Here is a 26,672-nt window from a genome sequence, read left to right on the forward strand (position 1 = left end):
ATGTTCCACATCAGATTGATAGGGGCCGGTGCCGGCCGTGGCGGTTCACTGCACCAGCGGGGAGTCCGCCCCTTCGAGCGCGAGGCCGCGCAGCTCGGCGCGGCCGGCCAGCAGCTGCATGTACTGGTGCAGCGCCTTGGCGCGCGACTGCTGGGCGAGCTGCACCGCGATGCGCGAGCCCACCTCTTCGAAGGATTGCTGCCGCCCCGCATCGCGCGCGAGCACCTCGACGATGTGGAAGCCGTAGCGGCTGTGGACCAGCCGCGGATGCAGGCCCAGCGCGTCGAGCCGTTCGGTGTTGTGGAACAGCTCGGCCGTGAGCTCGTCGGCGCAATCGTCCGGGCCGATCCAGCCGAGGTCGCCGCCGTCGGCGCCGCTCGGGCAGTTGGACAAGGTCCGCGCGAGCTTGGCAAAGCGGCCGGGCGCGGCCTCCCTGTGGCGCAGCTCGAGCAGGGCCTGCTCGGCGCGCGCGGCCAGCGCCGCCACGTTGATGCCGTCCGTCACCGCAAACAGGATGTGGCGTGCATGCACGCGGCGGCCGATGGCGAAGTGCGCGCTGCGCGCCGCGTAGTAGCGGCGGCATTCGTCCTCGCTGGCCGCGGGCACCTCGATCTCCTCGTCGAGCATCTGCTGGATCACCGCCTGCTCGGCCGTGCCCAGGCGCGGCGCAAGGAGTGCATCCGAAGGCGGCAGCAGGCCGCGCGCAACGGCGGCCTGCCGCAGCAGCTCGGCCCAGGCGAGTTCGCGCAGGCTGTATTCGTCCGGACGTTCGCCCGGCAGGTGCAGCGCGACGCCGTTGACCGCCGCGCATTCGCCGGCGCTCACCGGGCCACCCCCGTCGACCTGGCTGCGGCGCCGCTTGGCACGGCCTTGGGCGGCGCATGGGGCGCGGCGCTCGGGGCGGCCGCCGATGCCGGCTTGCGCGGTGCCAGCGCACGGCGGCTGCGCACCACCTGGTAGGGCCGCAAGACATAGCCCACCGTCGCGAAGCCGCTCCAGACATGCACCAGCCGCGTGAACGGGAAGATCAGGAAGATCGACATGCCGAGGAACATGTGGGCCTTGAAAACCCAGCTTGCGCCGTCCAGCAGTTCCACCGCGCCGCCGCGGAAGGTGACGATGCGCTGCGCCCATTCGGCCAGCAGCACCATCATGCTGCCGTCCAGATGCTGCGCCGACAGCGGAATGGTCGCCAGGCCGAGCGCCAGCTGCAGCCACAGCAGCACCAGCAGCACGATGTCGCTGGCCTTGGAGTTGACGCGGATGCGCTCGTCGCCGAGCCGCCGGTGCAGCAGGATCGTGACGCCGGCAAAGCCCAGCAGGCCGGCCACGCCGCCCGAGATCATCGCCATCAGCTGCTTGCTGCCGGCGCCGATGAAGGGCTCGTACAGGAAGTGCGGCGTCAGCATGCCGACGCTGTGGCCGAAGAACAGGAACAGCACGCCCACGTGGAACAGGTTGCTGCCCCAGCGCAGCTGGCCGGCACGCAGCAGCTGCGAGGAGTCGCTCTTCCAGGTGTACTGGTCGCGGTCGAACCGGATCAGGCTGCCGATGAAGAAGACGCTCAGGCAGATGTACGGATAGATGCCGAAGATGAAATTGTCGAGGGCGTTCATATGCGGGCTCCACGGGCGGCGGGCGCGGCCGCCTTGCGAACGATGTGGATGGGCTGCGCAGCGCCGGGCCGGGCCTGGCCCTGCGTGCTGCAGCCGTCGAAGACGATGGGCTCGGCCCAGCTCTCGTCGATCGGCTGGTCATCGGCCACCGCCACCGCTTCGGCCTTGTGGCCGGCCAGTTCGATGACCGCCGCCAGCACGCTCGCATAGGCACTCTCGCGCTTGCGCAGCGCGCTGAAGATGGACGCGAGGATGTGCGCCATCTCGCCGAGGAAGGCACGTGCCACCGCCGGCGGCTGCGTGGAGGCGAACTCGAGCAGCACGCACAGGTGGTCGGGCGCTTCATGGGGGCCGAGCAGCAGCCCCGACTTCTCGTAGGTCTGGACCAGGTCGATCATGGCCGGGCCGCGCTCGCGCGAGTCGCCGTGCACATGCTCGAACAGGTGCAGCGAGGTGCTGCGGCCGCGGTCGAACAGTTCGACGAACTGCGTCTCGGCCTCGATCGGATCGACCGAGACCAGCGCGCGGGCCAGTGCCCGCAGCTCCTTGCGGCGCGCCGGCGACAGCGCCGCTTCGGCGTCGATCGCATCGGCCAGCTGCGGCATGAGTGCGCGCGCCTTCGCATCGGGATAGCCGAGCAGGAGGGCGAGCGCGCGAAGGGTGTGGCGTTGGGTTTTCATCGTTTCGCTCCCGGTGTCAGACCTTGGCGTGGATCGGAATCGTGCGGCGCTTGGCGGCGCCGAACAGGCTGGCCTCGGAGCTGCCGTCGGAGCAGCCGTTGCCGAACGAGAAGCCGCAGCCGCCCTTCATGTCGAAGGTGTTCTCGGCGTACTCGCGGTGCGTCGAGGGGATCACGAAGCGGTCCTCGTAATTGGCGATGGCCATCACCTGGTACATCTCTTCGACCTGCGCGGCGCTGAGGCCCACCTGCGCCAGCACGGCCGGGTCCGCGAAGTCGTCGACGTGCTTGCCGCGCTGGTAGGTGCGCATGGCCAGCATGCGCTCGAGCGCACGGATCACGGGTTCGGTCGCGCCCGCGGTCAGCAGGTTGGCCAGGTACTGCACCGGGATGCGCATCTGCGTGACGTCGGGAATCGCGCCCTTGGCGCCCACATGGCCCGCGTTGGCGGCCGCGGTGATCGGCGACAGCGGCGGCACGTACCAGACCATCGGCAGCGTGCGGTACTCGGGGTGCAGCGGCAGCGCCACCTTCCATTCCATCGCCATCTTGTAGACGGGGCTCTTCTTCGCGCCTTCGAGCCAGGCCTCGGGGATGCCGTCGCGCCGGGCCTGCGCGATCACTTCCGGATCGTGCGGGTCGAGGAAGATGCCGAGCTGGGCCTCGTAGAGATCCTTCTCGTCCGGCACGCTGGCCGCTTCCTGGATGCGGTCGGCGTCGTACAGCACCACGCCCAGGTAGCGGATGCGCCCGACGCAGGTTTCCGAACAGACGGTGGGCTGGCCGGCCTCGATGCGCGGGTAGCAGAAGATGCACTTCTCGGCCTTGCCGCTTTGCCAGTTGTAGTAGATCTTCTTGTAGGGGCAGCCCGAGACGCACATGCGCCAGCCGCGGCACTTGTCCTGGTCGATCAGCACGATGCCGTCTTCCTCGCGCTTGTAGATCGAGCCCGAAGGGCAGGAGGCCACGCACGCCGGGTTCAGGCAGTGCTCGCACAGCCTGGGCAGGTACATCATGAAGGTGTTCTCGAACTGGCCGACCATCTCCTTTTGCACCGCGTCGAAGCTGTCGAGGTTGGCGTCCTTGCTGCGCTTGGCGAACTCGCCGCCGAGGATCTCTTCCCAGTTCGGGCCCCACTCGATCTTCTCCATGCGCTTGCCGGTGATCAGGCTGCGCGGGCGCGCCGTCGGCGGCGCCTTCATCGCGGGCGCCGACTGCAGGTGCTCGTAGTCGAAGGTGAAGGGCTCGTAGTAGTCGTCGATCTGCGGCAGGTTGGGGTTGGAGAAGATGCGCATGAGCAGGCTCCACTTGCCGCCCTGGCGCGGCTCGATCGAGCCGTCGGGCTTGCGCACCCAGCCTCCTTGCCACTTGCCCTGGTTCTCCCATTCCTTGGGGTAGCCGATGCCGGGCTTGGTCTCGACGTTGTTAAACCAGGCGTACTCGACGCCGGGCCGGCTGGTCCAGACGTTCTTGCAGGTGACCGAGCAGGTGTGGCAGCCGATGCACTTGTCCAGGTTCAGGACCATGCCGATTTGCGCGCGTATTTTCATTGGGTACCTCGTTCAGGCCGCGGTCGCGGCGGGCACGGTGGCCACGTCCGCGGGCGTGTCGAGCCAGTCGACCTTGTTCATCTTGCGCACCACCACGAACTCGTCGCGGTTGGTGCCGATGGTTCCGTAGTAGTTGAAGCCGTAGCTCAGCTGGGCGTAGCCGCCGATCATGTGCGTGGGCTTCAGCACGATGCGGGTCACCGAGTTGTGGATGCCGCCGCGCGTGCCGGTGATCTCGGAGCCCGGCGTGTTGATGATCTTCTCCTGCGCGTGGTACATCATCACCATGCCCGGATTGACGCGCTGGCTCACCACCGCGCGCGCCGCAATGGCGCCGTTGATGTTGAACAGCTCGACCCAGTCGTTGTCGACGATGCCGGCGCTCTTCGCGTCGTCCTCCGACAGCCACACCACCGGCCCGCCGCGGTTGAGCGTGAGCATCAGCAGGTTGTCGGTGTAGGTCGAGTGGATGCCCCACTTCTGGTGCGGCGTGATGAAGTTGAGCTGGATCTCCTTGTTGCCGTTGCCGCGGATGTTGTGGATGTCCTTCGTGGTCTTCAGGTCGACCGGCGGGCGGTAGACCGCCAGGCTTTCGCCGAAGGCGCGCATCCACGGATGGTCCAGGTAGAACTGCTGGCGGCCGGTCAAGGTGCGCCATGGAATGAGCTCGTGGACGTTGGTGTAGCCCGCGTTGTAGGAGACCTTCTCGCTCTCGATGCCGCTCCAGGTGGGCGAGGAGATGATCTTGCGCGGCTGCGCCTGGATGTCGCGAAAGCGGATCTTCTCGTCCTCGCGGTAGATCGCCAGGTGCGTGTGGTCGCGCCCGGTCTGCACGCCCAGGGCCTTCCACGCCTTCACGGCCACGTGGCCGTTGGTTTCGGGCGCCAGCTGCAGCACGACCTCGCAGGCGTCGATGTCGGTGTCGATGCTCGGCATGCCCTGCGTGGCGCCGGCATCGGTGACGCGGCCGTTGAGGTTGCCGAGTTCGTCGACCTCCACTTCCGTGTTCCAGCCGATGCCCTTGCCGCCGTTGCCGATCTTCTTGAGCAGCGGGCCCAGCGCGGTGAAGCGCTTGTAGAGGTTGGGATAGTCGCGCTCGACCACGGCGATCTGCGGCGCGGTCTTGCCGGGAATCAGCTCGCACTCGCCGCGCTTCCAGTCGGCCACGCCGAAGGGCTGGGCCAGCTCGGCGGGCGAGTCGTGCATCAGCGGCGTGAGCACCACTTCCTTCTCGACGCCGAGGTAGCCCGGGCACATGGCGCTGAAGGTGCGCGCGAAGCCCTTGTAGATCTCCCAGTCGCTGCGCGCCTGCCAGGCCGGGTCGACCGCGGTCGACAGCGGATGGATGAAGGGGTGCATGTCGCTGGTGTTGAGGTCGTTCTTCTCGTACCAGGTGGCGGTCGGCAGCACGATGTCCGAGTAGAGGCAGGTGGTGCTCATGCGGAAGTCGAGCGTCACCAGCAGGTCGAGCTTGCCCTCGGGCGCCTTGTCGTGCCAGACCACCTCGGTCGGCTTGGCGTCGTCGGGTCCGAGGTCCTTGCCCTGCACGCCGTGCGTGGTGCCCAGCAGGTGCTTGAGGAAGTACTCGTGCCCCTTGCCCGAGGAGCCCAGGATGTTGGAGCGCCACACGAACATGTTGCGCGGCCAGTTCGACGGGTGGTCCGGGTCTTCGCAGCTCATGCGCAGCGTGCCGTCCTTCAATGCCTTCGCCGTGTAGGCCGCGCCGTCGATGCCGGCGGCCTGCGCGTCGCGCGCCACTTGCTGCGGGTTGGTCTGCAGCTGCGGTGCCGACGGCAGCCAGCCCATGCGCTCGGCGCGCACGTTGTAGTCGATCATCGTGCCGGCGAACGCGGCCTTGTCGGCCAGCGGGGACAGCACTTCCTCCATGCCGAGCTTCTCGTAGCGCCACTGGTCGGTGTGGGCGTAGAAGAAGCTCGTGGAGTTCATCTGCCGCGGCGGGCGGATCCAGTCGAGTGCGAAGGCCAGCGGCGTCCAACCGGTCTGCGGGCGCAGCTTTTCCTGGCCCACGTAATGGGCCCAGCCGCCGCCGCTCTGGCCGATGCAGCCGCACATCATCAGGATGTTGATGACGCCGCGGTAGTTCATGTCGCTGTGGTACCAGTGGTTCATGGCCGCGCCGATGATCACCATCGACTTGCCGTGCGTCTTCTCGGCATTGGCCGCGAACTCGCGCGCCACGGTGATGACCTGGTCGCGCGGCACGCCGGTGATCTTTTCCTGCCAGGCCGGGGTGTAAGGCGTGTCGTCGTCGTAGCCGGCGGCCGCCATCTCGCCCGGCAGGCCGCGCGCCAGGCCGTAGTTGGCGGCCTGCAGGTCGAACACCGTGGCGACCAGCGCGGTCTGGCCTTCTGCGCCGAGCGCGACGAGCCGCACCGGCACCGTGCGCACCAGCACGTCGCTTTGCGCATTGTTCGGGAAGTGCTCGCTCTCGATGCCGCCGAAGTAGGGGAAGCCGATCTGCGCGGGCTGGATCGCCGCGGCCGCATCGTCGAGCAGCGACAGCGTGAGCTTTACCTCTGCGCCGTGCTCCGCTTCCTTGGCCTCGAGGTTCCACTGCCCGGCATCGGCGCGGCCGTCCGCGCCCCAGCGAAAGCCGATGGCGCCTTGCGGCACCACCACCCGGCCGTCCTCGGCCAGCGCGACGGTCTTCCATTCGGGGTTGTTCGGCTGCCCGAGCCGGTCGTCGAAGTCCGAGGCCCGCAGGTAGCGGTCGGGCACCATCACTTGTTCGCCCGAGGGCAGGGTGTGCGGCTTGAGCATCACCAGCATCGGCAGGTCGGTGTAGCGGCGCGCGTAGTCGTCGAAGTAGGCGCTGCGCCGGTCGAAGTAGAACTCCTTGAGGATCACGTGGCCCATGGCCATGGCGACCGCGGCGTCGGTGCCCTGCTTGGGATGCATCCACAGGTCGGACAGCTTGGCGACCTCGGAGTAGTCGGGCGTGATCGCGACCGTCTTGGCGCCCTTGTAGCGGACCTCGGTGAAGAAGTGCGCATCCGGCGTGCGCGTCTGCGGCACGTTGGAGCCCCAGGCGATGATGTAGCTCGAGTTGTACCAGTCGGCCGATTCCGGCACGTCGGTCTGCTCGCCCCACACCTGGGGGCTGGCCGGCGGCAGGTCGCAGTACCAGTCGTAGAAGCTCATGCACACGCCGCCGATCAGGCTCAGGTAGCGGCTGCCCGCGGCGTAGCTCACCATCGACATGGCGGGAATCGGCGAGAAGCCGATGATGCGGTCGGGCCCGTGGCGGCGGATGGTGTGGATGTTGCTGGCCGCGACGATCTCGTTGACCTCGTCCCAGCCCGAGCGCGCGAAGCCGCCGAGGCCGCGCACGCTCTGGTAGCTGCGGCGCGTGGCCTCGTCCTGCACGATGGAGGCCCAGGCCTCGACGGGTGCGAGCGTCTTGCGCGCTTCGCGCCACGCCTTGAGCAGCGCGCCGCGCACCATCGGGTACTTGACGCGGTTGGCGCTGTACAGGTACCAGCTGTAGCTGGCGCCGCGGGCGCAGCCGCGCGGCTCGTGGTTGGGCATGTCCCAGCGGGTGCGCGGATAGTCGGTCTGCTGGGTTTCCCAGGTGACGATGCCGCCCTTGACGTAGATCTTCCACGAGCAGGAGCCCGTGCAGTTCACGCCGTGCGTGCTGCGCACGATCTTGTCGTGCGCCCAGCGCGTGCGGTAGGCGTCCTCCCAGGTGCGGTCTTCGCCGGTGACCTGGCCATGGCCGTCGGCGAAGGATTCGCGCGGCTGCGCGAAGTAGGTCAGGCGGTCGAGAAAGTGGCTCATCGTGGGTCTTTCATACGAATTCGATTGGCTGGCTCAGGGGTTCTTCACATAGGCGCCGCGGCGCAGGTAGAACCACCAGTTGAGAACGAGGCACAGGGCATAGAACACGGCAAAGCCGTACATCGCGTATTGCGGCGTGCCGGCCTTGATCTGGGCGCCGATGACCACGGGCGCGATGAAGGCGCCGTAGCCGGCGATGGCGGAGGTCCAGCCCAGCACCGGGCCGGCCTTGGCGCGGTCGAAGATCACGCCGATGGTGCGGAAGGTGGAGCCGTTGCCGATGCCGCTGGCCGCGAACAGCAGCACGAACAGCAGCATGAAGGGCAGGAAATACTGCTCCGGCTGCGGCGAGCCGTAGGCCAGCAGCATCACGTAGCCCACGGCGGCCGAGGCCACCACCATCACCGCGGAGATCGCCTGCGTGACGATCGAGCCGCCCACCTTGTCCGAGATCCAGCCGCCCACCGGGCGGATCAGCGCGCCGACGAAGGGGCCGATCCACGCGTAGGTGAAGGCCGAGGGCGCGTTCGGGTTCTTCAGCGTGTGCTGCAGCACGCCGGCCGCGTCGGGCACGTGGCTGATGCCGAAGATCACCGCGATCGACAGCGGCAGCGCCATCGAGAAGCCGATGAAGGAGCCGAAGGTCACGATGTACAGCGCAGTCATCGACCACGTGTGCTTGTCGCGGAAGATCTCGAACTGCTTGGCGATGTTTTCCTTCATCGTGCCGAACGCGGCGAGCTTCATGGTGAACAGCGTGGCCACGATGATCAGCGGCATGGCCACCCACATGTTGAGCAGGCCCAGGCCCGTGGGCGCCGGCAGGTACAGGTACAGGCCCGCGATCGCCGGGGCGAACGACAGCGTGTACAGCCAGGTGATCTTCAGGAAGGCCTGGACCGGGCCGCCGGTGTCGGGCGAGACGGTGCGCAGGTTGTTCATGCCGAACCAGCACAGGATCGACAGCGGCACCAGCGACAGCACCCAGGCGAAGCCCGCGTTCTGGATCCAGGTGGGCGTGCCGGCGGTGATCTTGCCCATGATCCAGCCGCTGTCCTTGAGCAGCGTCATGGGCTCGCCGCCGATGCTGCCCAAGAGGCCCACGGTCATCACCAGCGGGATGACGATCTGCATGGTCGTGACGCCGAAGTTGCCGATGCCCGCGTTCAGGCCCAGCGCCGTGCCTTGCAGGCGCTTGGGAAAGAAGGTGCTGATGTTGGACATCGAGCTGGCGAAGTTGCCGCCGCCCACGCCCGACCAAAGCGCCATGAGCTGGAACACCCACAGCGGCCACTCCTTGTGCTGCAGCGCGATGCCGGTGCCGATGGCCGGCGCCAGCAGCATTGCCGTGGTCAGGAAGATGGTGTTGCGCCCGCCCGCCAGGCGGATCAGGAACGCGGCCGGGATGCGCATGGTGGCGCCGGCCAGGCCCGCGATGGCGGTGAGCGTGAACAGCTCGGCCTGGGTGAAGGGAAAGCCCAGGTTGTTCATCTGCACGGTGATGATTCCCCACATGCCCCACACCGCGAAGGCGCACAGCAGGGCGGGCACCGACAGCCACAGGTTGCGCCATGCCACGTGCCTGCCGGTGCTTTCCCAGAACTGTTCGTCCTCGGGGCGCCAGTCGGCGATGTCGGTGCGGCCGCCGGTCGTGCCCGGGGGAACGGCGATGGTGCTGGTGCTCATGATTTGGCTTCCAGGTTGAGTTTCGATTCGCGCGCGCCGCCCATCACCTGGGTGCCGCGCACTTCGGTCCAGTACATCCAGACGAGGGAAACCCAGACCACGCCGTACATCAGCATGAAGGCGCTCGAGCGGATGCCGGTGAGGTCCATCAGCGCGCCGAACATCACGGGCAGCACGAAGCCGCCGAGGCCGCCGGCCAGGCCGACGATGCCGCTGATCGCGCCGATGTTGGCGGGGTAGTCGTCGCTGATGTACTTGAAGACGCTGGCCTTGCCGAAGGCCATCGCGATGCCGAGCACGAACATCAGCGCGGTGAAGCTGTAGACGTTCAGCCCGATGTGGAAGGTGCGCGGGCCGTTCACCGTGACGAGCGTGAGATCGGTCTGCGGATAACTCAGCAGGAACAGGCAGATCCAGCACACCCACATCACCCACCAGGTGACGCTGTGCGCGCCGTACCGGTCCGACAGCCAGCCGCCCGCGGCGCGCAGCACGCCGCCGGGCAGCGAGAAGCAGGCGGCCAGCAGCGCGGCGACGCGGATGTCGAGCCCGTATTCGCCGACGTAGTACTGCACCATCCACAGCGAGATGGCGACATAGCCGCCGAACACGATGCTGTAGTACTGGCAGTAGCGCAGCACGCGCGGGTCCTTGAGCGTGCCCAGCTGCTCGGCGAAGCCGGCGCTGCGGCCCACCAGGTGCGCGGGGTCGCTCGTACTCAGCAGCCAGAACAGGACCGTAGCACCGAGCATGATCGCCGCGTACACCTGCGGTACCACGGCCCAGCCGACGGCCACCACGATGGCGGGCGCCACGAACTTGTTGACGGCCGCACCCGAGTTGCCGGCGCCGTAGATGCCCATCGCAAAGCCTTGCCGCCCGCGCGGAAACCAGCGCGCCACGTACGGCGTGCCGACCGAGAAGGCACCGCCCGCGAGCCCGACGAACATGCCCAGCACGATGAAGTGCCAGTACTGCGTGGCGTAGGACATCAGCCAGATGGCGGGCACCGTGGCGGCCATCAGCAGCGTCATGACGATGCGGCCGCCGAAGCGGTCGGTCCAGATGCCCAGCGGCACGCGCACCAGCGAGCCCGTGAGCACCGGCATGGCCGTGAGCAGGCCGAACTCGGTCGCGTTGAGGTCGAGCGCCTTGCGGATCGGGATGCCGATCACGCCGAACATCATCCAGACCATGAAGCAGACGGTGAACGCCAGCGTGCTCACCGCCAGCACGCGCCAGGCCTTGGCGGGCACGGCCTGGGTGGCCGATGGCGGCGAGAGTGGGGGGCTGGTTGCGGTGGCGCGCTGCTGCACGGTGGGTCTCCTGAAAGGCTGACCGGAGCTTAGGAAGGGGGCATTGCGGGCGGCTTGATCCACATCAAGCGGCAGCGCTTGTGCACAGACACACTGGGCCATGGATCAAAACCCGCGAGCCCGGCCCGCACGGCCATACCCTGTGCTGGACGACGCACAGGGCTTCGCGACGGCCGTGCTGCTGGTCGGGCTGGGGCTGGCGGTGCTTCGCAGCGCCCATCTGCTGACGGGCGGTCTTCCCGGCCTGGCCTTCGTGCTGAACTATGCGACGGGCTGGCCTCTGGGGTGGACCCTGCTGATCGTGAACCTGCCCTTCATTGCCTTCGGCTGGCATGCATTCGGTTTGCGCTTCACGTGGAAGACGATGCTCGTCGTTGCCGGGCTGTCGCTGAGCGTCGAAGGGATAGGGCGGGTGCTCAGCGTGCATTCGGCGCACCCGCTGGCCGCGGCGGTCGCCGGCGGCCTGCTGATCGGCGTTGGCCTGCTCATCCTGTTCCGCCATGGCGCGAGCCTCGGCGGATTCGGCGTGCTGGCGCTGTTCCTGCAGCGCCGCTACGGCTGGCGCACGGGCGCCGTGCAGATGGCGTGCGATGCCGCGATCGTGGCCTCGGCCTTCGCCCTCGTGGAACCGGGCCGTGTCGGCTACTCGATCGTTTCGGCGCTGGTGGTGAACCTGGTCCTGCTGTGGAACCACCGGCCCGGTGCGCAGGCAATGCGATCGTTGAGCGGCATCAAGGGACCACCCGCCGGGCATCGATAACCTTGCCGCCAGTTCCATCCTCAGAGGAGACCGCATGGCTGTCCTGGACCGATCCGATACCGCTTCGCTCGGCCTGCCTTTCATGGACCAGGCGCGAGGGCGATTCGCCGGCCTGCTGGCGCAGGTGGAGGCCGCCGGCAATGCCGCGTTGCCGGCGGCCTGGCGCGAACTGCTCGCGTACGCCGCCGAGCTCTTCGCCTGCGAGGACATCTGGATACGGGCGTCCGGCTTTGCTGCGCGCCGGGATCACGCGGCGCAGCACCGCGTGGTGCTGGAGGTGATGCGCGAAGGTGCGGTGCATGCCGCCGAGGGGCGGCTTGCGCAACTGAGGGAGATGGCGCGCCAGTTGAAGGCCTGGCATGAAGCGCATGGCCGGACGATGGACGCGCCGCTGGCGCGCCATCTGCGCATGCGGCGGGCTGGCCGCGGGAGCGTCGCTGCGCGCCTAGGCCGCGGCGCCGGGCAATCGCAGCCCGCCGCGTCCCGTGAGGCGCGCAGTGATCGCCGCCTTCAGCGGCGGTAGATGCTGCGCGCCGCGAAGGAACAGTTGGCGCGCCAGGCGCTGCGGCGTGCCCGTGCTGGCATAGAGTTTCGCCACGGCGTTGGTGCCGTGATAGACCGGCGCGGCATCCCGCCGGTGCGCGCGCTCGTAGCCCGCGAGCACCGCGGCATCGCCGATGTCCCGGCCGGCCGCGCGGGCGGCACAAAGCGCATGGACCAGCGACGCGACACTCTGCAGGCCGAGGTTGTAGCCGTGCGCCGTGACCGGATGCATGCCGACGGCCGCATCGCCGACGAGCGCGCTGCGCTGGCCCACGAAGCGCCGGGCGTATGCGGCAACGAGCGGATAGGGAAAGCGCTCGCCCAGCAGCTGCATGCGGCCCAGCCGGCTGCGGAACTGGCGCTCGACCAGCATCGCGAATTCACCTTCGGACAGTTGCATCAGCCGTTCGGCGGCCGCGGCGTCGGCGGTCACCACGACCGACGAGACATGGCCGACGGCGGGCAGCACGGCAAGCGTGCGCTCGTAGCCGAAGCACTCGTAGGCCACGTCGTGATGCGGCAGCTCGTGCTGCATCCGGCAGACGATCATGGTGCGGCCGAAGTCGTGCATGTCGGCCGCAATGCCCAGTTGCTTGCGCGACCAGGAGAAGCGGCTGTCGGCCGCGACCAACAGCCGGCCCTGCAGCTGCTGCGGCAGGCCCGGCGAGGTTTCGAAATCCAGCTGCACGTGGCCGGGCTCGGTGGCCACGCGCAGCACGTGCGCACGGTCGATCAGGCGCAGCCCCGGGCGCTCGGCCGCGGCCGCGAAGCTCGCGCGGCGCAGCGCATGATTCGGCACGATCCAGCCCAGGCGCTCGGCGCCGGGGCCGCGCGGAGAAAAACTCAATGCCGCGTCCTGCCGGTCGCCGTCGATGACGCGCGCTTCGCGGATGCAGCCGATCTCTTCGGGCCGCAGGCGCTGCCACAGCCCCAGGGTGCGCAAGGTGGCCACGCTGGCGTGGGTCAGTGCGATGTCGCGTCCGTCCTCGGGCGGAGCGGCGAGCGCTTCGCGCGGCTGCGCGTCGAGCACGGTGGCGGTGAAGCCGGCATCGGTGAGGGCAATGGCCAGCGCCAGCCCGGCCGGGCCGGCGCCGACGATGAGGGCGTCACGTTCTTGCTGCATGCGGAGTCCTGCGGAGGTGAAGGCAGGAATTGTTGGACGGGGTGGCGGCGCACGCCTTGACGGGCATCAAGGCCGCGGCCGCCGCGGGGCAGGGGCGTCGCCCGCGTACACCGGAAGCGCAGTGCCCGCGAATGCCTCGAGCACCGAGCCGACATTGCCGCAGCCGTGCAGCGCCGTGACGATCGTGCGGAACAGCGGCTTGTACGCATCGTCGGCTTCATGGCCCGCGAGCGGATCGCGGTTCATGCAGAAGGCCGCGTCGAGCTCGGCCCATTCGCCGTCGCTCAGCACCGATTCGGCGAGCGGCAGGATCTGCGTTTCCTCGACGTGCATGTGGGCCAGGTAGAAGTCGGCGTAGTGCCGCATCAGCTGCTCGAAATGGTCGCGCCGCATCTCGCACTGGGCGGTGCCGCTCATCGCCCGGAACCCCAGCAGCGCATGCTCGAGCTCGCGGATGGCGAACCCGCCGTGCGCATGCTCGCGCTCGAGCCGGTCGAGCACCGCGTCGGTCTGCGCGCTGCGGCCGCGCAGCTTCGGAAACAGCAGCAGGCTCTCCTTCGGATGGTGCAGCTTCTCCGGGAACTCGTCGACGTAGAACAGCATGGCCTGCAGCGCATCGAAGTCGGGCAGGGTGCCGTGCCGCCGGTGCTCGCGCAGCAGCAGCGTGATCGAGCGCAGCATGGCCGACAGGGCGCGGTGCTCGTGGCGGATGATGGTCAGGCTGTCGTGGGTCATGGGGCACCTCCCGCGGGGACCGGGGCCCGCTTTTCAGGTTGTCAGCAACGCACCGCTGTCGTCGAAGACGCGCACCTCGACCGGAATGGCGGCGCGCACGCTTTGCGTCACGACGCAGAAGTCCTCGAACTGGGCCAGGGCCCGGTCGAGCTGCCTGAGCGTCGATCCCGCAACGCCAAGCCGGATCGCGACCTCGATGCCCGCCACGCGCAGCCGGCCCTGGGCATTGCGCGACAGCGCGGCGCCGGCCGTGGTTCGCATGGGGACCGCCTCGTTCCTGAACTTGCGCAGCGAGAACAGCAGGCTGGACGACAGGCAGTTGGCCACCGCGGCCACCAGCAGCTGCTCCGAGTCCGGGCCGGCTCCCCTTCCCAGCGGCGGCTTCACGTCGGACAGGAGCGCGGCGGCGCCGGGCAGTCCGAAGTCGACGGCAAACCGGTAGGCGTCGTGCAGCACCAGTGTGACGTGGTTCGCTTCGTCCATCATGGATTGGAGCGGCACCTGCTGCGCCGGCCCTATGGGTTCAATGCTCGTCGGGGTCTTCATGGCAATGCCAGTGTGGGGTCCGTCCCGCTGCACGGGCTTGACCTGGCGCAAGGACCGGCGAAGGAATACCCGGAGGCCGCGCCGGGCTCAGCTGCCGGCCATCGTGGCAAGCAGCATGGCCTGCAGCACGAAGCGATGGTTCTGCGCACGCTCGGCGGCATGCTCGCCGAGACAGGCGGTCCGTGCCCGCACATCGGCCGCGCAGCCGTGTTCGCGCAGCGTCATCAGGTCCGCCAGCACCGAGGCGGGATGGTCGATGCCTTCGAGGTCGTCATAGACCGGCACGCCCGCATGCTGCTCGATCTGCCGCACTTCGGCAGGCGTCAGGGAGGCGCAATCGATGGCGTCGTACAGCCGGCCCAGCATCTGCGAAAGGTGGCGGAACTCGGTGCCGCCCGGATCGACCGGGGGACCGAGCCGCACATGGGCCACCCGCGCGCCCAGGTCCAGTGCGGCGCGATGCAGCGCCGACATTTCCGCATCGGCCGGCCGCTGGCGCAGCAGGGCGATGTTCTTGCCCGCCAGCGGCCGCTCGCCGGTGCGGCCTGCAAGCGATGCGGCCTTCAGCCGGCAGGCGAGTTCGTGGACGGCCGAAAGATCGCCGGCCAGGAATTCGCCGCCGGCGTGGAGGCCGGGACTGGGCGAGGAACTCAAGGTCGATTGCATGACGATCGCAGCCTATAGCCCGTGCCGCCGCAATCCTTGACGGGCATCAACTCCCCGCCATGGCGGGAACGAATGACACGCTGCATTCACAGGCGGTTCACCAAGCGCGCGAGGTCCTTCGCTTCCGGCCGAAGGTCTCTTCCAGTTTTTTTGCCCTGGCAGGTGAAGAAGATCACAGCCTGCCGCGCGATGCGCAGCCACGTCGGCACGATGGCCCGCATGAACCACAAGCGCCAGCCGCATCACGGCGATACCAGGCATGCAGCGCGGGAACCGGCGGGTTCTCGGGCGCATGCGGATGCGCCCGCGAGCGGTCCCTTCGTCAACTGTTCATGCGGGCTCGCGCACCTGGAGCGCATCCATCGGCATTGGTGGATGAAGCTCCTGCCTTGGCTGCGGTTCTATTGCTGCAGCCGCTGCGGAAAATCGCAGCTGGCCTCGAAGCGGGCGGTCAGCTTCGCGGTCACGTCTCTCAGGAGTGGAAGCGAGGCGGCGCAGGCGCCTGCGCCCTGAGCGGGGCCGCTGGCGATGCCTCGGGCAGATCAATCCGGCTTCGGTCCGGCGTTGCCCGTGTCTTCCGGCATGGTGAACAGCTCGGGGTCGAACATGGGATGAGCTTCCTCGGCTTGCTCGGCGGGCGCATCCGGAAGCAGGCTGCCGAAGTCGGTCGAGGCGAAGTTCGGCGGAATGTGGATGCCTTTCTCGTCGCGGCGGACCAGGCCGCGGCTCTCCAGGTCGCGCATGGTCTTGTTGACCACCTCGCGCGAGAGCCCCGAATACGATGCGATGACCGCCTGGGTGATGCGCTTGTCGTAGCCGCCGCTGCCCGCAGGCGCCAGCTGGGTCAGCTCGTGGAGCACGCGGCCGACCAGGTTCTCGGCCGACAGCGACGAGATCCGGCGCAGCTGGCCGCGGATCATAGTGATGCGCTTCATCGCAACCTCGAGCAGGCCGATGGTCACCTCGGGGTAGGTCGAGCACAGCCTGCGGATCGCGGCGATCGGCATCAGGTAGACCGAGGAGGGCAGGGCCGCAACCAGGGTCGACGTGGTCTGGTAGCGGTCCTCGCCCAATGAAGGGCCGAGGAAGAAATCGCCCCTGCGGATGAAGTCGGTCGTGACGTCGCGATCGACGGCTCGCAGCAGGCCGCTGGCCACGCAGTAGATGCTGTCGGTCCAGGTGTCGGCAAGAAGCACCGTCTCGTTGCGCCGGTAGGACCGCAGTTCGCTGCTGCGGATCAGGGCGGCCCGGTCGGCGGGCGGCACGCTGGCAATGAGGGGATGGAGGTACATGGCGAAGGTTATGTCGGCCACCTCATTTGCAGTCCGCCTGAAGCAGCCGGAACAGCGCCTCGATGCGGTTTTGTTCTTCGGCCTCGTGCAGGGCGCGGCCCCGCAACCAGAGTCTTCCGGCTTTTCTCTCGACATGCACGTCGTAGACGCGATCGACGCAATCGACCACGACATCCGGCGCGAGCCGCTCCTGCGCGGCCCACAGGGCCAGCTCGATCTCCGCCGCGCCCAGGCGCCTGGACGCACGCATCGCGATCCAGTCCGCATGCAGCCGCGGCAGTGCCGTCATGCCGCGCACCTTGAGCGGCTCGCTGCCGAGCTTCGCCAGCAGTTCCTCGAGCTGCCCGCCGCCGGAGCGCTGCGCGGGCGCGGAACTGGCCGTGCAGGCGGCGCTGGTGCGCAGCAGGAAGCAGTCGTCGCGCAGGCAGCTCAGGTCGGTGTCGGCCGAAGCCAGCAGGCTCGCGCGGATCCGGCGCCGGATCTCGCGGCTGACGTCCGCGGCAACCTCCGGCCCATCGGCATCGACCAGATGCGCGAAATTGGCGATGAAGAAGAGTGCGCACACCCTGGCAGGCTGGCCGCTGCGGTTTCGCTCCCTCGCTGCCGCCGCAGCGGCGGCACCGCGATGCCTTGAGGGCAGGAAATGCGCCAGGGCCGCGCGCCAACGCGGCCCGAAGAGCCTGTTTTCCATTCGCGGCAGGGCGATCGCTCCATCGCCTGCGTGACACCACTTTCTTTGCATTTGGCATGCCCCTGAATCGTTGAACCATTTCTTGGATCCGCTCGTGAGCGGTCCTCAGGGGAATGCTACGGAGCAACATGCGGCTTGGCATCGGGTTTCGAGTCGCGGATGTGTTCCGAATCACAATCAGACACAATTGGCGTTCGACCTCTTGCGGTTCACGAAATGTTGAAGGTGGGCGGGGTCCGCCGCCGCGGCAGGCGTTTCAAGTTCATTGTGTGGGGGCGGGTGCTGGGCAGCACTCCCACAAAAGGGTGAGTGGCCGATGCGCGACAGGAGAGGTGCGCGGCTTGCGCCCGGCAAGCCGCTACCGGCTCATGGCCGGCCGTCGTCGGCAATGCGCCGGGCCACTGCCAGGCAGTCCGCCACGAAGCGCTGCGCCGAGGCGGCGTCCGGGTCGCCGGCCGCCAGGAGCGCAGCTGCATCGCCTTCGGGCGCAGTGCAGGCCGACAGGGCGATGCACAAGGAACGCCGAAGGGCAGGCGGCATGTTGTCGTCGCCAACGAGAAGAAGCGCGGCAATCCGTGCAGCTTCGGGCGTGAGCTGCATCGCCTGTTCGTAGAGCGGGCCGATGTGCATAGGCCAGCCGTCAAGCAAACGCGATGCCCGCTTCGCCCCGGCCTTGGCGGTTTGCATGCACTGTCGGCCGCCTACGCCGATGTGAGCGCCGCCCTACATCGCTGCGATCATGAAAAAACAGGATGGCGGAGCGATGCCGCAAGACGTGCAGTCATTCTTGCCGCCGGCCCCAGCTCCGGCTCCCGGGCCGTGCGCGGCCGCTCGGGCTGCGGCCATCGTGTTCATCGCGATCGTGCTTGCCTGAAGCGCGAAGCCGCGCGGTGCTGCTCAGCGTTCTGCGAAGACCTCGATCTCGACGCGGCGGTTCGGTGCCAGGCAGTCGATCAGGGCCGCGCGCGCCGTTTGCGTGCACTGCACCTTCGGCTCGGATTCGCCCTTGCCTTGCACCTGTATGTTCTGCGCCGGCACGCCGGCCTGGACCAGGTAGTCGCGCACGGTGTTGGCGCGCGCCAGCGAGAGGGCGCTGTTGTAGGCCTGGCTGCCGAGCCGGTCGGTGTAGCCCGTCACCTTGACGGCATCCGCCCCCTTGATGTCGCCGGCCAGCGCATCGAGCTTGCGGCGTCCCTCCGGCAGCAGGTCGGCGAGCGACCGGCCGTCGAAGCGGAACAGGCCGTCGGCACCCAGCGTGGTGCGCCGCGGTGCCGGGCTCGCGGCGGCCGGCCGTTCGGCCGCCGGCAGCGCACGCACCGCCAGCACGTCGGCGCAGCCGGCCGGCAGCCAGTGGAAGGTCTGCGCCTTGTAGTCCTTGTCGAAGATCGCCTTGTACTGGCAGGTGGTCACGCCGCCGCCGGGCTTGCGGAAATGGAAGATGTAGTCCCACTCGCGCGGGCCCGCCATGCCTTCGCGGAAATGCGGACGGCCGAGCAGGTCGTACAGCTGGTCCTTGGTGACGCCGGGTGCCACGGCGCGCAGGTTGTCCAGGTTGGGGAAGGTGCCTTCCTTGAGCCATGCATCGTTGTCGATGTTGGGGAAGATCACTTCGGTGGCCTTGCCGTCGTCGGTGATGCCGCGGCTCACATAGGAGCTGCAGCCCTGCAGCAGCAGCAGTGCCGCGGCGCCCGCTGCAATGGCCGAGAAGCGATGGATGTGCGTTGTCATGATGTTGTTCCTCTTTGTGATGCCGCCGGCCTACCAGTGGAAGCCCGCACCGGCCGCCACGCCGACCTTGCCGCGCGTGTTGGCCGAGCCGCTGAACTTCACGACCCACCGGCCGTTGTCCGAGAGCTTCGACACGCCGATGGCAAGGGCGGCCTGGCCGTCGAAACCCGCCACGCCCGCGGACACCATGCTCTTGCCCGGGATGTAGGCCTGCGGCATGGTGGCCATGGCCATCGCGCCGGCCGCGCCTGCGCTCGCATCCTTGGCAATGCTGCGGATCTCGCCGCCCAGGGCGTTGACGCGCGCATCGGTGTAGGCGTTGGCCCCCGCGATGCCGCTGTTGAGCTGGTTCACGTTGACCGCATCCGTGCCCGCGACGCCGGGCGCCACGTTGTGCACCGTGACCGGCCCGGTCGCGTTGCTGCCGCCCATCGACACGCTGTTGTAGTTGATGGAGCCGTCGGGGTTGGTGTCGTACTTGACGGTCGACTGGTCGATCACCGCCACCTGCCCCTGCACGCCGCGCAGCTGCGAGACGTTGACCGCATCGCTGTCGGCCGAGCCCGCGGCCACGCCGGTGATCTGGCGGAACTGCCCGTTGGCCGCATCGCCCACCGACACCGCCGCCAGCGTGCTGGTGGTGGCGCCAATGGCGATGCGCTGCGCCTCGGTGGCCGTGGGCGGCACGTAGCCGGCCACGCCCGCGGCGGTGGAGGCCACCGAGCCCGCGCCCAGTGCCACGCCGCCGGCCTGCGTCACGCTGCTGCCCGCGCCCAGCGCCACGCCCTGCACGGCCGCGGCCGAAGACTGCGTGCCCAGCGCAATGGAGTCGGCCATGTGCGAGGTCGCGCCCTGGCCGATTGCCACGCCGCCCGGCGCGGTCTGCTGCACCACCGCGCCGTTGCCGATGCCGATGCCGTTGTTGCCGTTGACCACCGTCTGCGGGCCCACCGCCACCGACTCGGCGCCGATGGCCAGCGAGTCCGCGGCGTTCGAGTTGGCATGGAAGTACAGCGTCGGCGTGACCGCGAAGGAGGTCAGCGCGCCCGCGAGCTGCCGCACCGTGACCGCGTCCTGCGCCTGCGTGCCGTCGGCCACGTTGGTGATCTGGCGGTAGCTGGTGGCGCTGCCCAGCGACAGGGCGCCCAGCAGCGCGCGGTCGGTGGTGTTGTAGCTGATCAGCGAGCTGCCCGCCGGAATGCTGCCGGTGGAGGGTGCCACGAAGCGGTCGGACACGGCGCCCGAGCCGATGGCCACCGCGCCGGCGACCGTTGCGCTCGCATCCTTGCCCGAAGCAATGGCGTCGGCCCCCGTCGCGCCCAGGTTGTCCTCGTTGCCCCCGCCCGTGGAGTTGACGCTGTAGTACCTGATCTTGTTGGCCGTGACCGTGGTGCTGAGGTTCTCGATCGACTGGTTGGTGGCGAACAGCTGCGAGCCGTTGATGGCATCGGTCGAGCCACCCGAGATCCGGCCCGCCGCCACGTTGGTGATGGTGCGCTCGGCGCCCGCCGCACCCACGCTCACCGTGCTCCCCGGCGTGGTGCCGGCGAAGTTGTAGGTCGTGCCGTTGATCACCGTGCTGGCCGTGCCCACCGCCGCCAGCGTGGTGGAGCCGCCGCCCAGCGCCACGTCGTTCGCGTTGTTGGCGACCGCGTTCGGGCCGATGGCGACCGAGTCGGTGCCCAGCGCCTGCGAATCGGGCAGCGTCGAGGTGGCGTGGAAATACTTGATGCCCCCGCCGTTGTTGATGTCGCCGATCGTGTTGCCCAGATTGGTGATCTGCGTGGTGTTCGCCGTCACCTGCTGGTTGGTGGCGAAGAGCTGCGAACCGTTGATGGCATCGGTCGAGGTGTTGGAAAGCCGGCCCGCCGCCACGTTGGTGATGGTGCGCTCGGCGCCCACGCTGCCCACGCTCACCGTGCTGCCCGGCGTGGTACCGGCAAAGTTGTAGGTGGTGCCGCCGATCACCGCGCTGGCCGTGCCGACGGCCGCGGCCGTGGTGGAGCCCGAACCCAGCGCCACGCTGTTGGCGTCCGACGCCGTGGCCCCGAGGCCGATGGCCACGGCCGAGGTGCCGGCCGCCGCCGCGTTCTTGCCCGACGCGATGGCGTCGGCTCCGGTAGCGCCCAGGTTGTCCTCGTTGGTGCCGCCAGTGGAGTTGACGCTGTAGTACTTGGTCTTGTTGGTGGTGACCGTGGTGCTCAGGTCCTCGATCGACTGGTTGGTGGCAAACAGCTGCGAGCCGTTGATCGCATCGGTGGAGGTGCCGGAGATCCGGCCGGCCGCCACGTTGGTGATGGTGCGCTCGGCGCCCACGCTGCCCACGCTCACGGTGCTCGCGGGCGTGGTGCCCTGGAAGTTGTAGGTCGTGCCGTTGATCACGGCGTTGGCCGTGCCCACCGCAGCAGCGGTCACGGAGCCCGAGCCCAGGGCCACGTCGCCCGCACTGGCAGCCGCCGTCGCGGCATTGCCGATGGCCACGCTGCCTGCCTTGCCGGCCGCACCGGCGGTGGAGCCATTGCCCAGTGCCACCGATCCCTGGCCGATCGCCTTGTTGCCATTGCCGATGGCGACCGCGCCGTTGGCCTGGTTGGCCGCGGTGGCCGTGGCCGTGCCGTCGCTGTTGGCAATGTTGTTGGCGCCGCCGGTGAAGGCACCGGTGCCGCTCGCATAGCTCGGGTCGCCGATCACCACGGCGCCGTCGCCATAGGCCGTGTTGCCCGAACCGATCGAGATGGCCTTGCCGCCCGTGGCCGTCGCGCCCTTGCCGATGGCCACGGCCTCGGCCGAATCGGCCGTCGCGCCGCTGCCGATTGCCACGGTGTCCGCGGCGCTGGCGCGCGAGCCGTTGCCCATGGCCACGCCGCTGGCACCGGCCGCCGAGGCGTTCACGCCGGCTGCCAGGGCATTGATGCCCGTGGCGCCGTCGTTCGCATAGTTCCCCTGCTTGGTGCCGTTGTCGTTCACGCTGTAGTAGCGGATCTTGGCCCCCTCCACCTGCGTGTTCAGCTGGCTCACGTTCACTGCATCGGTGGGCGCCACGCCGGGCGCCACGTTGGTGATGACCGTGTTGCCGGCGTTGATGCCGTTGATCGTCACGCTCGGACCGCCCGCAATCGTGAGGCCGTTGTTGTTCAGCACCGTGCCGCCCGTGGTCACGCTGGTGAAATTGGGCGTGGCACTGGTGGCGATCTGCACCTCCGCGCCGTTCTGGGTGATGGCGATGTTGTTGCCCGCCGTGTAGGTGGCGGTGCCGCCCGGCGCGATGTTCTGCACGCTGGTGCCCGTGGCGGTGCCGGTGCCGGTCTGCGCCGTGGTCACGTTCCAGCCCTTGCCGGCAGTGGTGGCCACGTCGTCGATGGCGGCGTTGGTGGCGAACAGCTGCGAGCCGTTGATCGCATCGGTCGAGGTCTGGGAGATCCGCCCGGCTGCCACGTTGGTGATCGTGCGCTCGTTGCCCGCGCTGCCCACGCTCACGGTGCTCGCCGGCGTCGTGCCCTCGAACTTGTAGGTCGTGCCGTTGATCACGGTGCTGGCCGTGCCGACGGCCTTGCTCGTCGTCGAGCCGGAGCCCAGCGCCACGTCGCCTGCATTGGCGCCCGCCGATGCACCGGAGCCCAGCGCCACGCCATTGACCGTGCTGACCGCGGCGTTGGTGCCCATGGCCACGCTGCCCGTCGCTGCCGTGGTGGTGCTGGCGCCCACGCCTGCGGCAATGGAGTTGATGCCCTGCGCGCCGTCGTTGTTGATGTTGCCCCCGGCCACGCCGTTGTCGTTCACGCTGTAGTACTTGGTCTTGCTGGCCGCGACCGTGTCGGTCAGCTGGTCCACGTTCACCGCATCGGTGGGCGCCACGCCGGGTGCCACGTTGGTGATGACCGTGTTGCCGGCGTTGATGCCGGTGAGCGTCACGCTCGGGCCGCCCGCGATCGTGAGGCCGTTGTTGTTCAGCACCGTGCCGCCGGTGGTCACGCTGGTGAAGCTGGGCGTGGCGCTGGTGGCGATCTGCACTTCCGCGCCGTTCTGCGTGATGGCGATGTTGTTGCCCGCCGTGTAGGTGGCGGTGCCGCCCGGCGCGATGTTCTGCAGGCTGGTGCCCGTCGCAGTGCCGGTGCCGGTCTGGCCCGTGGTCACGTTCCAGCCCTTGCCGGCGGTGACGCCCACGGCATCGATCGCCGAGTTGGTGGCGAACAGCTGGCTGCCGTTGATGGCGTCGGTCGAGGTGCCGGAGATCCGGCCGGCCGCCACGTTGGTGATGGTGCGCTCGGCGCCCGGAGCGCCGACACTCACCGTCGAAGTCGGCGTGGTGCCCTGGAAGTTGTAGGTCGTGCCGTTGATCACGGTGCTGGCCGTGCCGACGGCCGCGGCCGTCACCGAGCCCGAGCCCAGTGCCACGTCGTCGGCCTGGGCGGCCGTGGCGCCAACGCCGAGCGCGAGCGCATTGGCAGCGCTTGCATTGGCCCGGTTGCCCACGGCAGTGGCATTCGCCGCCGACGCAATGGTGCTCGATCCGAATGCAATGGCGTTGTCGCCGGAGGCATTGGACACCGACCCGATCGCGGTGGCGTTGGAGCCTGAGGCGTTGGCACGGTTGCCGACGGCAATGGTGCTGACATTGCTCGAATCGGATTGGAGTCCCAGCGCAATCGAGGACTTTCCGGAGGCGCTTGCCAACGGGCCAACGGCCGTGGCTTGTGTGCCCGCCGCCAGGGTGCCCACGCCAGCCGCCAGCGCATTGGCGCCGGTCGCGCCGTTGTTGGTGTAGTTCCCCTGCTGCACGCCACCGTCGTTCACGCTGTAGTAGTGGGTGGGTGTGCTGGCCGCGATCGCCTGCACGGCCTGGTTGGTGGCGTAGAGCTGCGAGCCGTTGATGGCGTCGGTCGAGGTCTGGGAGATCCGCCCTGCCGCCACGTTGGTAATGGTGCGCTCGGCACCCAGCGCGCCGACGCTGACCGTGCTCAATGGCGTGGTGCCGGCGAAGTTGTAGGTGGTTCCGCCGATCACGGCGCTGGCCGTGCCGATGGCCTTGCTCGTCGTCGAGCCCGAGCCCAGTGCCACGTCGTCCGCGTTGTTGGCCACCGCCGTGTCGCCGAACGCCACCGCGCCGGCGGCCAGCGCGCTGCTGGTGCTGCCGATCGCCACGCTGCCCTGGCCGACCACCGTGTTCTGGTAGCCGATGCCGACCGCGCCCTGCGCCGCCGTGCCGGGGGTGCTCACCGCTTGGCCGCCGCCGCCCACCATGTTGGTGTTGCCCATCGCCACCGAACCATTGCCGGTGGCGGTGTTGTCCAGGCCCGAGGCAATCGCGCCGTTGCCGGTGGCGGTGTTGGGATCGCCGATTGCCACGGCGCCGTTGCCGCTGGCGACGTTGCCCGAGCCGATGGCGACTGCGCGGCCGCCGGTGGCCCGGGAGGCCCGGCCGATGGCGACTGCATCAGCTGCATCGGCGACGGATTCACCGCCGATGGCGATGGCATTGGCGCCCGATGCAAAGGCACCCAGGGTGGCATTGCCGCCGATGGCGAGCGAACCCACGCCGGTAGCGCGCACGGCAGTCGCGGCGGTGGTCCCGCCCGAGCCGAGCGCGGTCGCGTTGTCGGCCGCCGCATTGGCCCGGGTACCGGCCGCCAGTGCATCGAGGCCGGTCGCCCGGCTTCCGATCCCCATGGCGACAGCGCGATCTTGCGAGGCGGTCACGTCCGTGCCGATGGCGATGGCGCTCTCTGCCAGGGCACCCGCTCCTGCAGCCGTGCGCGCGCCAAGATTGATGGAATTGACCGCCGATGCGATCGCCTGGGTACCGATGGCGATGGCGTTGATGCCGCCTGCAGTGGCGAGGGTGCCTTGCGCGAGAGTGTTTGCTGCCGATGCCTTTGCCTGCGAACCGAGGGCGATTGCATTGTTCGCGCTCGCATTCGCGCTCAAGCCGATCGACGTGGTTCCGTTGCTCGCCACGCCGATGCCTGCGTTGGTGCCGATGGCGATGTTGTCGTTGCCGCTCACCAAGCTGCCTGCCGAAGCGTCCAGGTTGGCGTCGTAGGCGACCGTGCCGTCACCCGAGCCGAAGGCGACGTTGCGCGTTCCCGTGACACCCGAACCTGCGCCTCGCATCACGCTCGCAATGCCTCCGCCCATGGCGGTGTTCTGCGCGCCGCTGACCAGCGTGCCGGCGGCAATGCCCACGGCGGTCGAACCCGTATTGGCGACCGTCGAGCCTGCGCCGGCGCCCTGGCCGACCGCCACAGTGCTGGTCCCGACAGCGACCGCTTGCGCACCGAGCGCGAGGGAACTGTTCCCCAGGGCCCGGGCGCTGTTGCCGACGGCGGTGGCTGCGTCGTCGCTTGCCGTTGCCAGATGTCCTATCGCGGTGGCATTCACTGCGGACGCGCTAGCCTGAGTTCCTTGCGCGACGGCGTCCTGCATGCTTGCAGATGCCTCGGCGCCAACGGCGATGCTGCGCAGCCCGGTTGCGGCCGAGTTCGTACCGACGGCGAGGGCATCGGTGTTCGTGGCATTTGCGACGACCCCGATCGATGTCGCGTTGATACCACTCGTGCTGGAGCGGGCGCCGATCGCGACTGCACCGGTCGAACCTGACGTGGTGGCTTGCAAACCAATGGCAACGCTGTTCGCAGACTGCGCGTTCGCATCCTGACCCATGGCGACTGCCGCCTGTCCGGCGGCGTTTGCTCTGATGCCGATCGCCGCGGCGTTGAGCGCGCTGGATTGAGCCAGGGTTCCGATGGCAACGGTATTGCCCGCGCTGGCGGTCACATCCGTGCCGATCCCGATAGCACCCGCAGCCAAGGCGCCGGTACCGGCGGCGGTACGTGCGCCCAGATAGATCGAATTGATGCTTGTGGCATAGGCCCCAAAACCCAAGCCGATGGCATTCTGTCCTGTGGTATGGGCGGCATACCCCACTGAGAGCGCACCAAGCACATCAGCAGCCGCGAGAGAGCCCAGCGCGGTGGCTCCGATGCCCGCGGCCGAGGAGTTGAGACCCATGCAGGACGCCGTGCCGCTGTACGCATTCCAAGGCGACACATTGCAGTTCACCGACTGCGCCTGCGCTGAGGTCGATAGCAATCCGAGCACGCTCGCCGCCGCGGCAAGGGCCACCCGGCTGCCGCCTCGCTTGCCACGCGCGCGGGTGGTTTCGGATGCGGCCACCCAGGCGCCCAACGCCTCGTTCCAGATGCTGCGGTACGACTTATTCATGCATTTCTCCTCGATTGTTCAAGACGCCAAAAGCCCTGCTCCAAGGCCAATGGAATCCCCGGACGGCACATGCCAATAAAACTTTAGAAATAGTTGTAAAACTATTTAATCAACTGCAATTAAACAGAAACATTTTTTGGCGGATCTTAAGAGATTGCGGGGGAATGCAACTGGCGTGTGGCGGATTCACGTCATTGTCATATCGCCGCAATTAAGGATTTTTATTGGACCGATCTTATGAATAGTAATGTGAATTTATTATTAATTAAATCGCATAACATAATATTCGGATGCTTTTATTTGGAAATTCCTATTGATAATTCCATACAAATAGTAATACAAAGTTTTTAAAAGTTATTTTTATTGCCACGGATTTCAGTAGTTTTCGATTGAAAATTTATATCAATTCATCAATGGCGGTAGCGCACCGAACCGGCGCGCCCCAAATTGGCCGGCACTGAATTGATGCGCACCGAATTGGCGCAGGCGACGAAATGCCGGGCGCGAGCTGTTTTCGGTGCTGAGGGTTGGCCGAGGCCGAGGGAGATGGCGCTGCCAGAAAGGCGGCGAGCTGCTGCCGATGGCTGCGGCCCGCGCTCAGGAGGCGGTGCAGCGATCGCTGGAGGGGGTAGGGGAGATTGCTGCTGCGAACGCCTGCCGCTTGGGGCATTCGCCAGGCAGATGCGCCGCGGAACCGCGGCGCATCGAAGGGAGCGGCT

General features: G+C 68.2%; 19 protein-coding genes. 2 read left to right on the forward strand and 17 right to left on the reverse strand.

Features of this window, described 5'->3' with window-relative positions; all coding sequences use genetic code 11:
- Positions 1-45 precede the first annotated feature (45 nt).
- From ACAM58_RS27585 to ACAM58_RS27615, 7 genes are read right to left on the reverse strand one after another with little or no spacing between them, the layout of a single operon-like run.
- Positions 46-825, reverse strand: coding sequence for a peptidylprolyl isomerase (locus ACAM58_RS27585; protein ID WP_018906035.1), 780 nt, complete (start codon positions 823-825; stop codon positions 46-48).
- Entirely contained in the window at positions 822-1,616 is a 795-nt protein-coding gene (gene narI / locus ACAM58_RS27590) for a respiratory nitrate reductase subunit gamma (RefSeq protein ID WP_049809397.1), read from the reverse strand. The genes ACAM58_RS27585 and narI overlap by 4 nt, the downstream gene beginning before the upstream one ends.
- Entirely contained in the window at positions 1,613-2,296 is a 684-nt protein-coding gene (narJ, locus tag ACAM58_RS27595) for a nitrate reductase molybdenum cofactor assembly chaperone (RefSeq protein ID WP_018906037.1), read from the reverse strand. Before narJ ends, narI begins: the two co-directional genes overlap by 4 nt.
- Before the next feature lie 16 nt (positions 2,297-2,312).
- Positions 2,313-3,845 (reverse strand): nitrate reductase subunit beta, encoded by a 1,533-nt coding sequence (narH, locus tag ACAM58_RS27600; RefSeq protein ID WP_026284171.1) that lies wholly within the window; start codon positions 3,843-3,845, stop codon positions 2,313-2,315.
- A 12-nt stretch (positions 3,846-3,857) separates the two neighbouring features.
- On the reverse strand, positions 3,858-7,646 hold the full coding sequence (locus tag ACAM58_RS27605) for a nitrate reductase subunit alpha (RefSeq protein ID WP_018906039.1): 3,789 nt from the start codon (positions 7,644-7,646) through the stop codon (positions 3,858-3,860).
- Between the two features lie 33 nt (positions 7,647-7,679).
- The gene (locus tag ACAM58_RS27610) at positions 7,680-9,332 is read right to left on the reverse strand and encodes an MFS transporter (RefSeq protein WP_278875566.1); all 1,653 of its coding nucleotides are present in this window, start codon (positions 9,330-9,332) and stop codon (positions 7,680-7,682) included.
- On the reverse strand, positions 9,329-10,588 hold the full coding sequence (locus ACAM58_RS27615; protein ID WP_038107782.1) for a nitrate/nitrite transporter: 1,260 nt from the start codon (positions 10,586-10,588) through the stop codon (positions 9,329-9,331). Before ACAM58_RS27615 ends, ACAM58_RS27610 begins: the two co-directional genes overlap by 4 nt.
- A gap of 202 nt (positions 10,589-10,790) precedes the next feature.
- Between ACAM58_RS27615 and ACAM58_RS27620 the strand changes: the two genes are divergently transcribed.
- Together ACAM58_RS27620 and ACAM58_RS27625 are read left to right on the forward strand one after the other, a co-directional pair.
- Positions 10,791-11,408, forward strand: a complete 618-nt coding sequence (locus ACAM58_RS27620) for a YitT family protein (protein WP_018906042.1) — start codon at positions 10,791-10,793, stop codon at positions 11,406-11,408.
- Between the two features lie 34 nt (positions 11,409-11,442).
- A complete protein-coding gene (locus tag ACAM58_RS27625) occupies positions 11,443-11,931 on the forward strand; it encodes a hemerythrin (RefSeq protein WP_278875562.1) in 489 nt (162 codons plus the stop codon).
- Here ACAM58_RS27625 and ubiM read toward each other — a convergent pair.
- The 10 genes from ubiM to ACAM58_RS27675 all read right to left on the reverse strand — a co-directional run bounded on the left by ubiM (position 11,854) and on the right by ACAM58_RS27675 (position 25,953).
- Complete coding sequence (ubiM, locus tag ACAM58_RS27630; RefSeq protein ID WP_278875559.1) at positions 11,854-13,074, reverse strand: 5-demethoxyubiquinol-8 5-hydroxylase UbiM; 1,221 nt, start codon at positions 13,072-13,074, stop codon at positions 11,854-11,856. The genes ACAM58_RS27625 and ubiM overlap by 78 nt on opposite strands.
- Positions 13,075-13,140: 66 nt before the next feature.
- On the reverse strand, positions 13,141-13,809 hold the full coding sequence (locus tag ACAM58_RS27635) for a hemerythrin domain-containing protein (RefSeq protein ID WP_369664974.1): 669 nt from the start codon (positions 13,807-13,809) through the stop codon (positions 13,141-13,143).
- A 33-nt stretch (positions 13,810-13,842) separates the two neighbouring features.
- A complete protein-coding gene (locus ACAM58_RS27640; protein ID WP_369664975.1) occupies positions 13,843-14,355 on the reverse strand; it encodes an OsmC family protein in 513 nt (170 codons plus the stop codon).
- An 87-nt stretch (positions 14,356-14,442) separates the two neighbouring features.
- Positions 14,443-15,021 (reverse strand): hypothetical protein, encoded by a 579-nt coding sequence (locus ACAM58_RS27645; RefSeq protein WP_369664976.1) that lies wholly within the window; start codon positions 15,019-15,021, stop codon positions 14,443-14,445.
- Between the two features lie 86 nt (positions 15,022-15,107).
- On the reverse strand, positions 15,108-15,242 hold the full coding sequence (locus ACAM58_RS27650) for a hypothetical protein (RefSeq protein ID WP_278879733.1): 135 nt from the start codon (positions 15,240-15,242) through the stop codon (positions 15,108-15,110).
- Between the two features lie 321 nt (positions 15,243-15,563).
- Positions 15,564-16,313 (reverse strand): Crp/Fnr family transcriptional regulator, encoded by a 750-nt coding sequence (locus tag ACAM58_RS27655; protein ID WP_015865617.1) that lies wholly within the window; start codon positions 16,311-16,313, stop codon positions 15,564-15,566.
- Between the two features lie 22 nt (positions 16,314-16,335).
- Positions 16,336-16,878, reverse strand: a complete 543-nt coding sequence (locus ACAM58_RS27660; protein WP_369664977.1) for a hypothetical protein — start codon at positions 16,876-16,878, stop codon at positions 16,336-16,338.
- 492 nt (positions 16,879-17,370) lie between these two features.
- The gene (locus ACAM58_RS27665; RefSeq protein WP_369664978.1) at positions 17,371-17,691 is read right to left on the reverse strand and encodes a hypothetical protein; all 321 of its coding nucleotides are present in this window, start codon (positions 17,689-17,691) and stop codon (positions 17,371-17,373) included.
- A 210-nt stretch (positions 17,692-17,901) separates the two neighbouring features.
- On the reverse strand, positions 17,902-18,732 hold the full coding sequence (locus tag ACAM58_RS27670) for an OmpA family protein (RefSeq protein WP_278880090.1): 831 nt from the start codon (positions 18,730-18,732) through the stop codon (positions 17,902-17,904).
- Positions 18,733-18,762: 30 nt separating this feature from the next.
- Entirely contained in the window at positions 18,763-25,953 is a 7,191-nt protein-coding gene (locus tag ACAM58_RS27675; protein ID WP_062364847.1) for an ESPR-type extended signal peptide-containing protein, read from the reverse strand.
- Positions 25,954-26,672 lie beyond the last annotated feature (719 nt).

Source organism: Variovorax sp. V116, assembly GCF_041154435.1.
Classification (GTDB): Bacteria; Pseudomonadota; Gammaproteobacteria; order Burkholderiales; family Burkholderiaceae_C; genus Variovorax; species Variovorax paradoxus.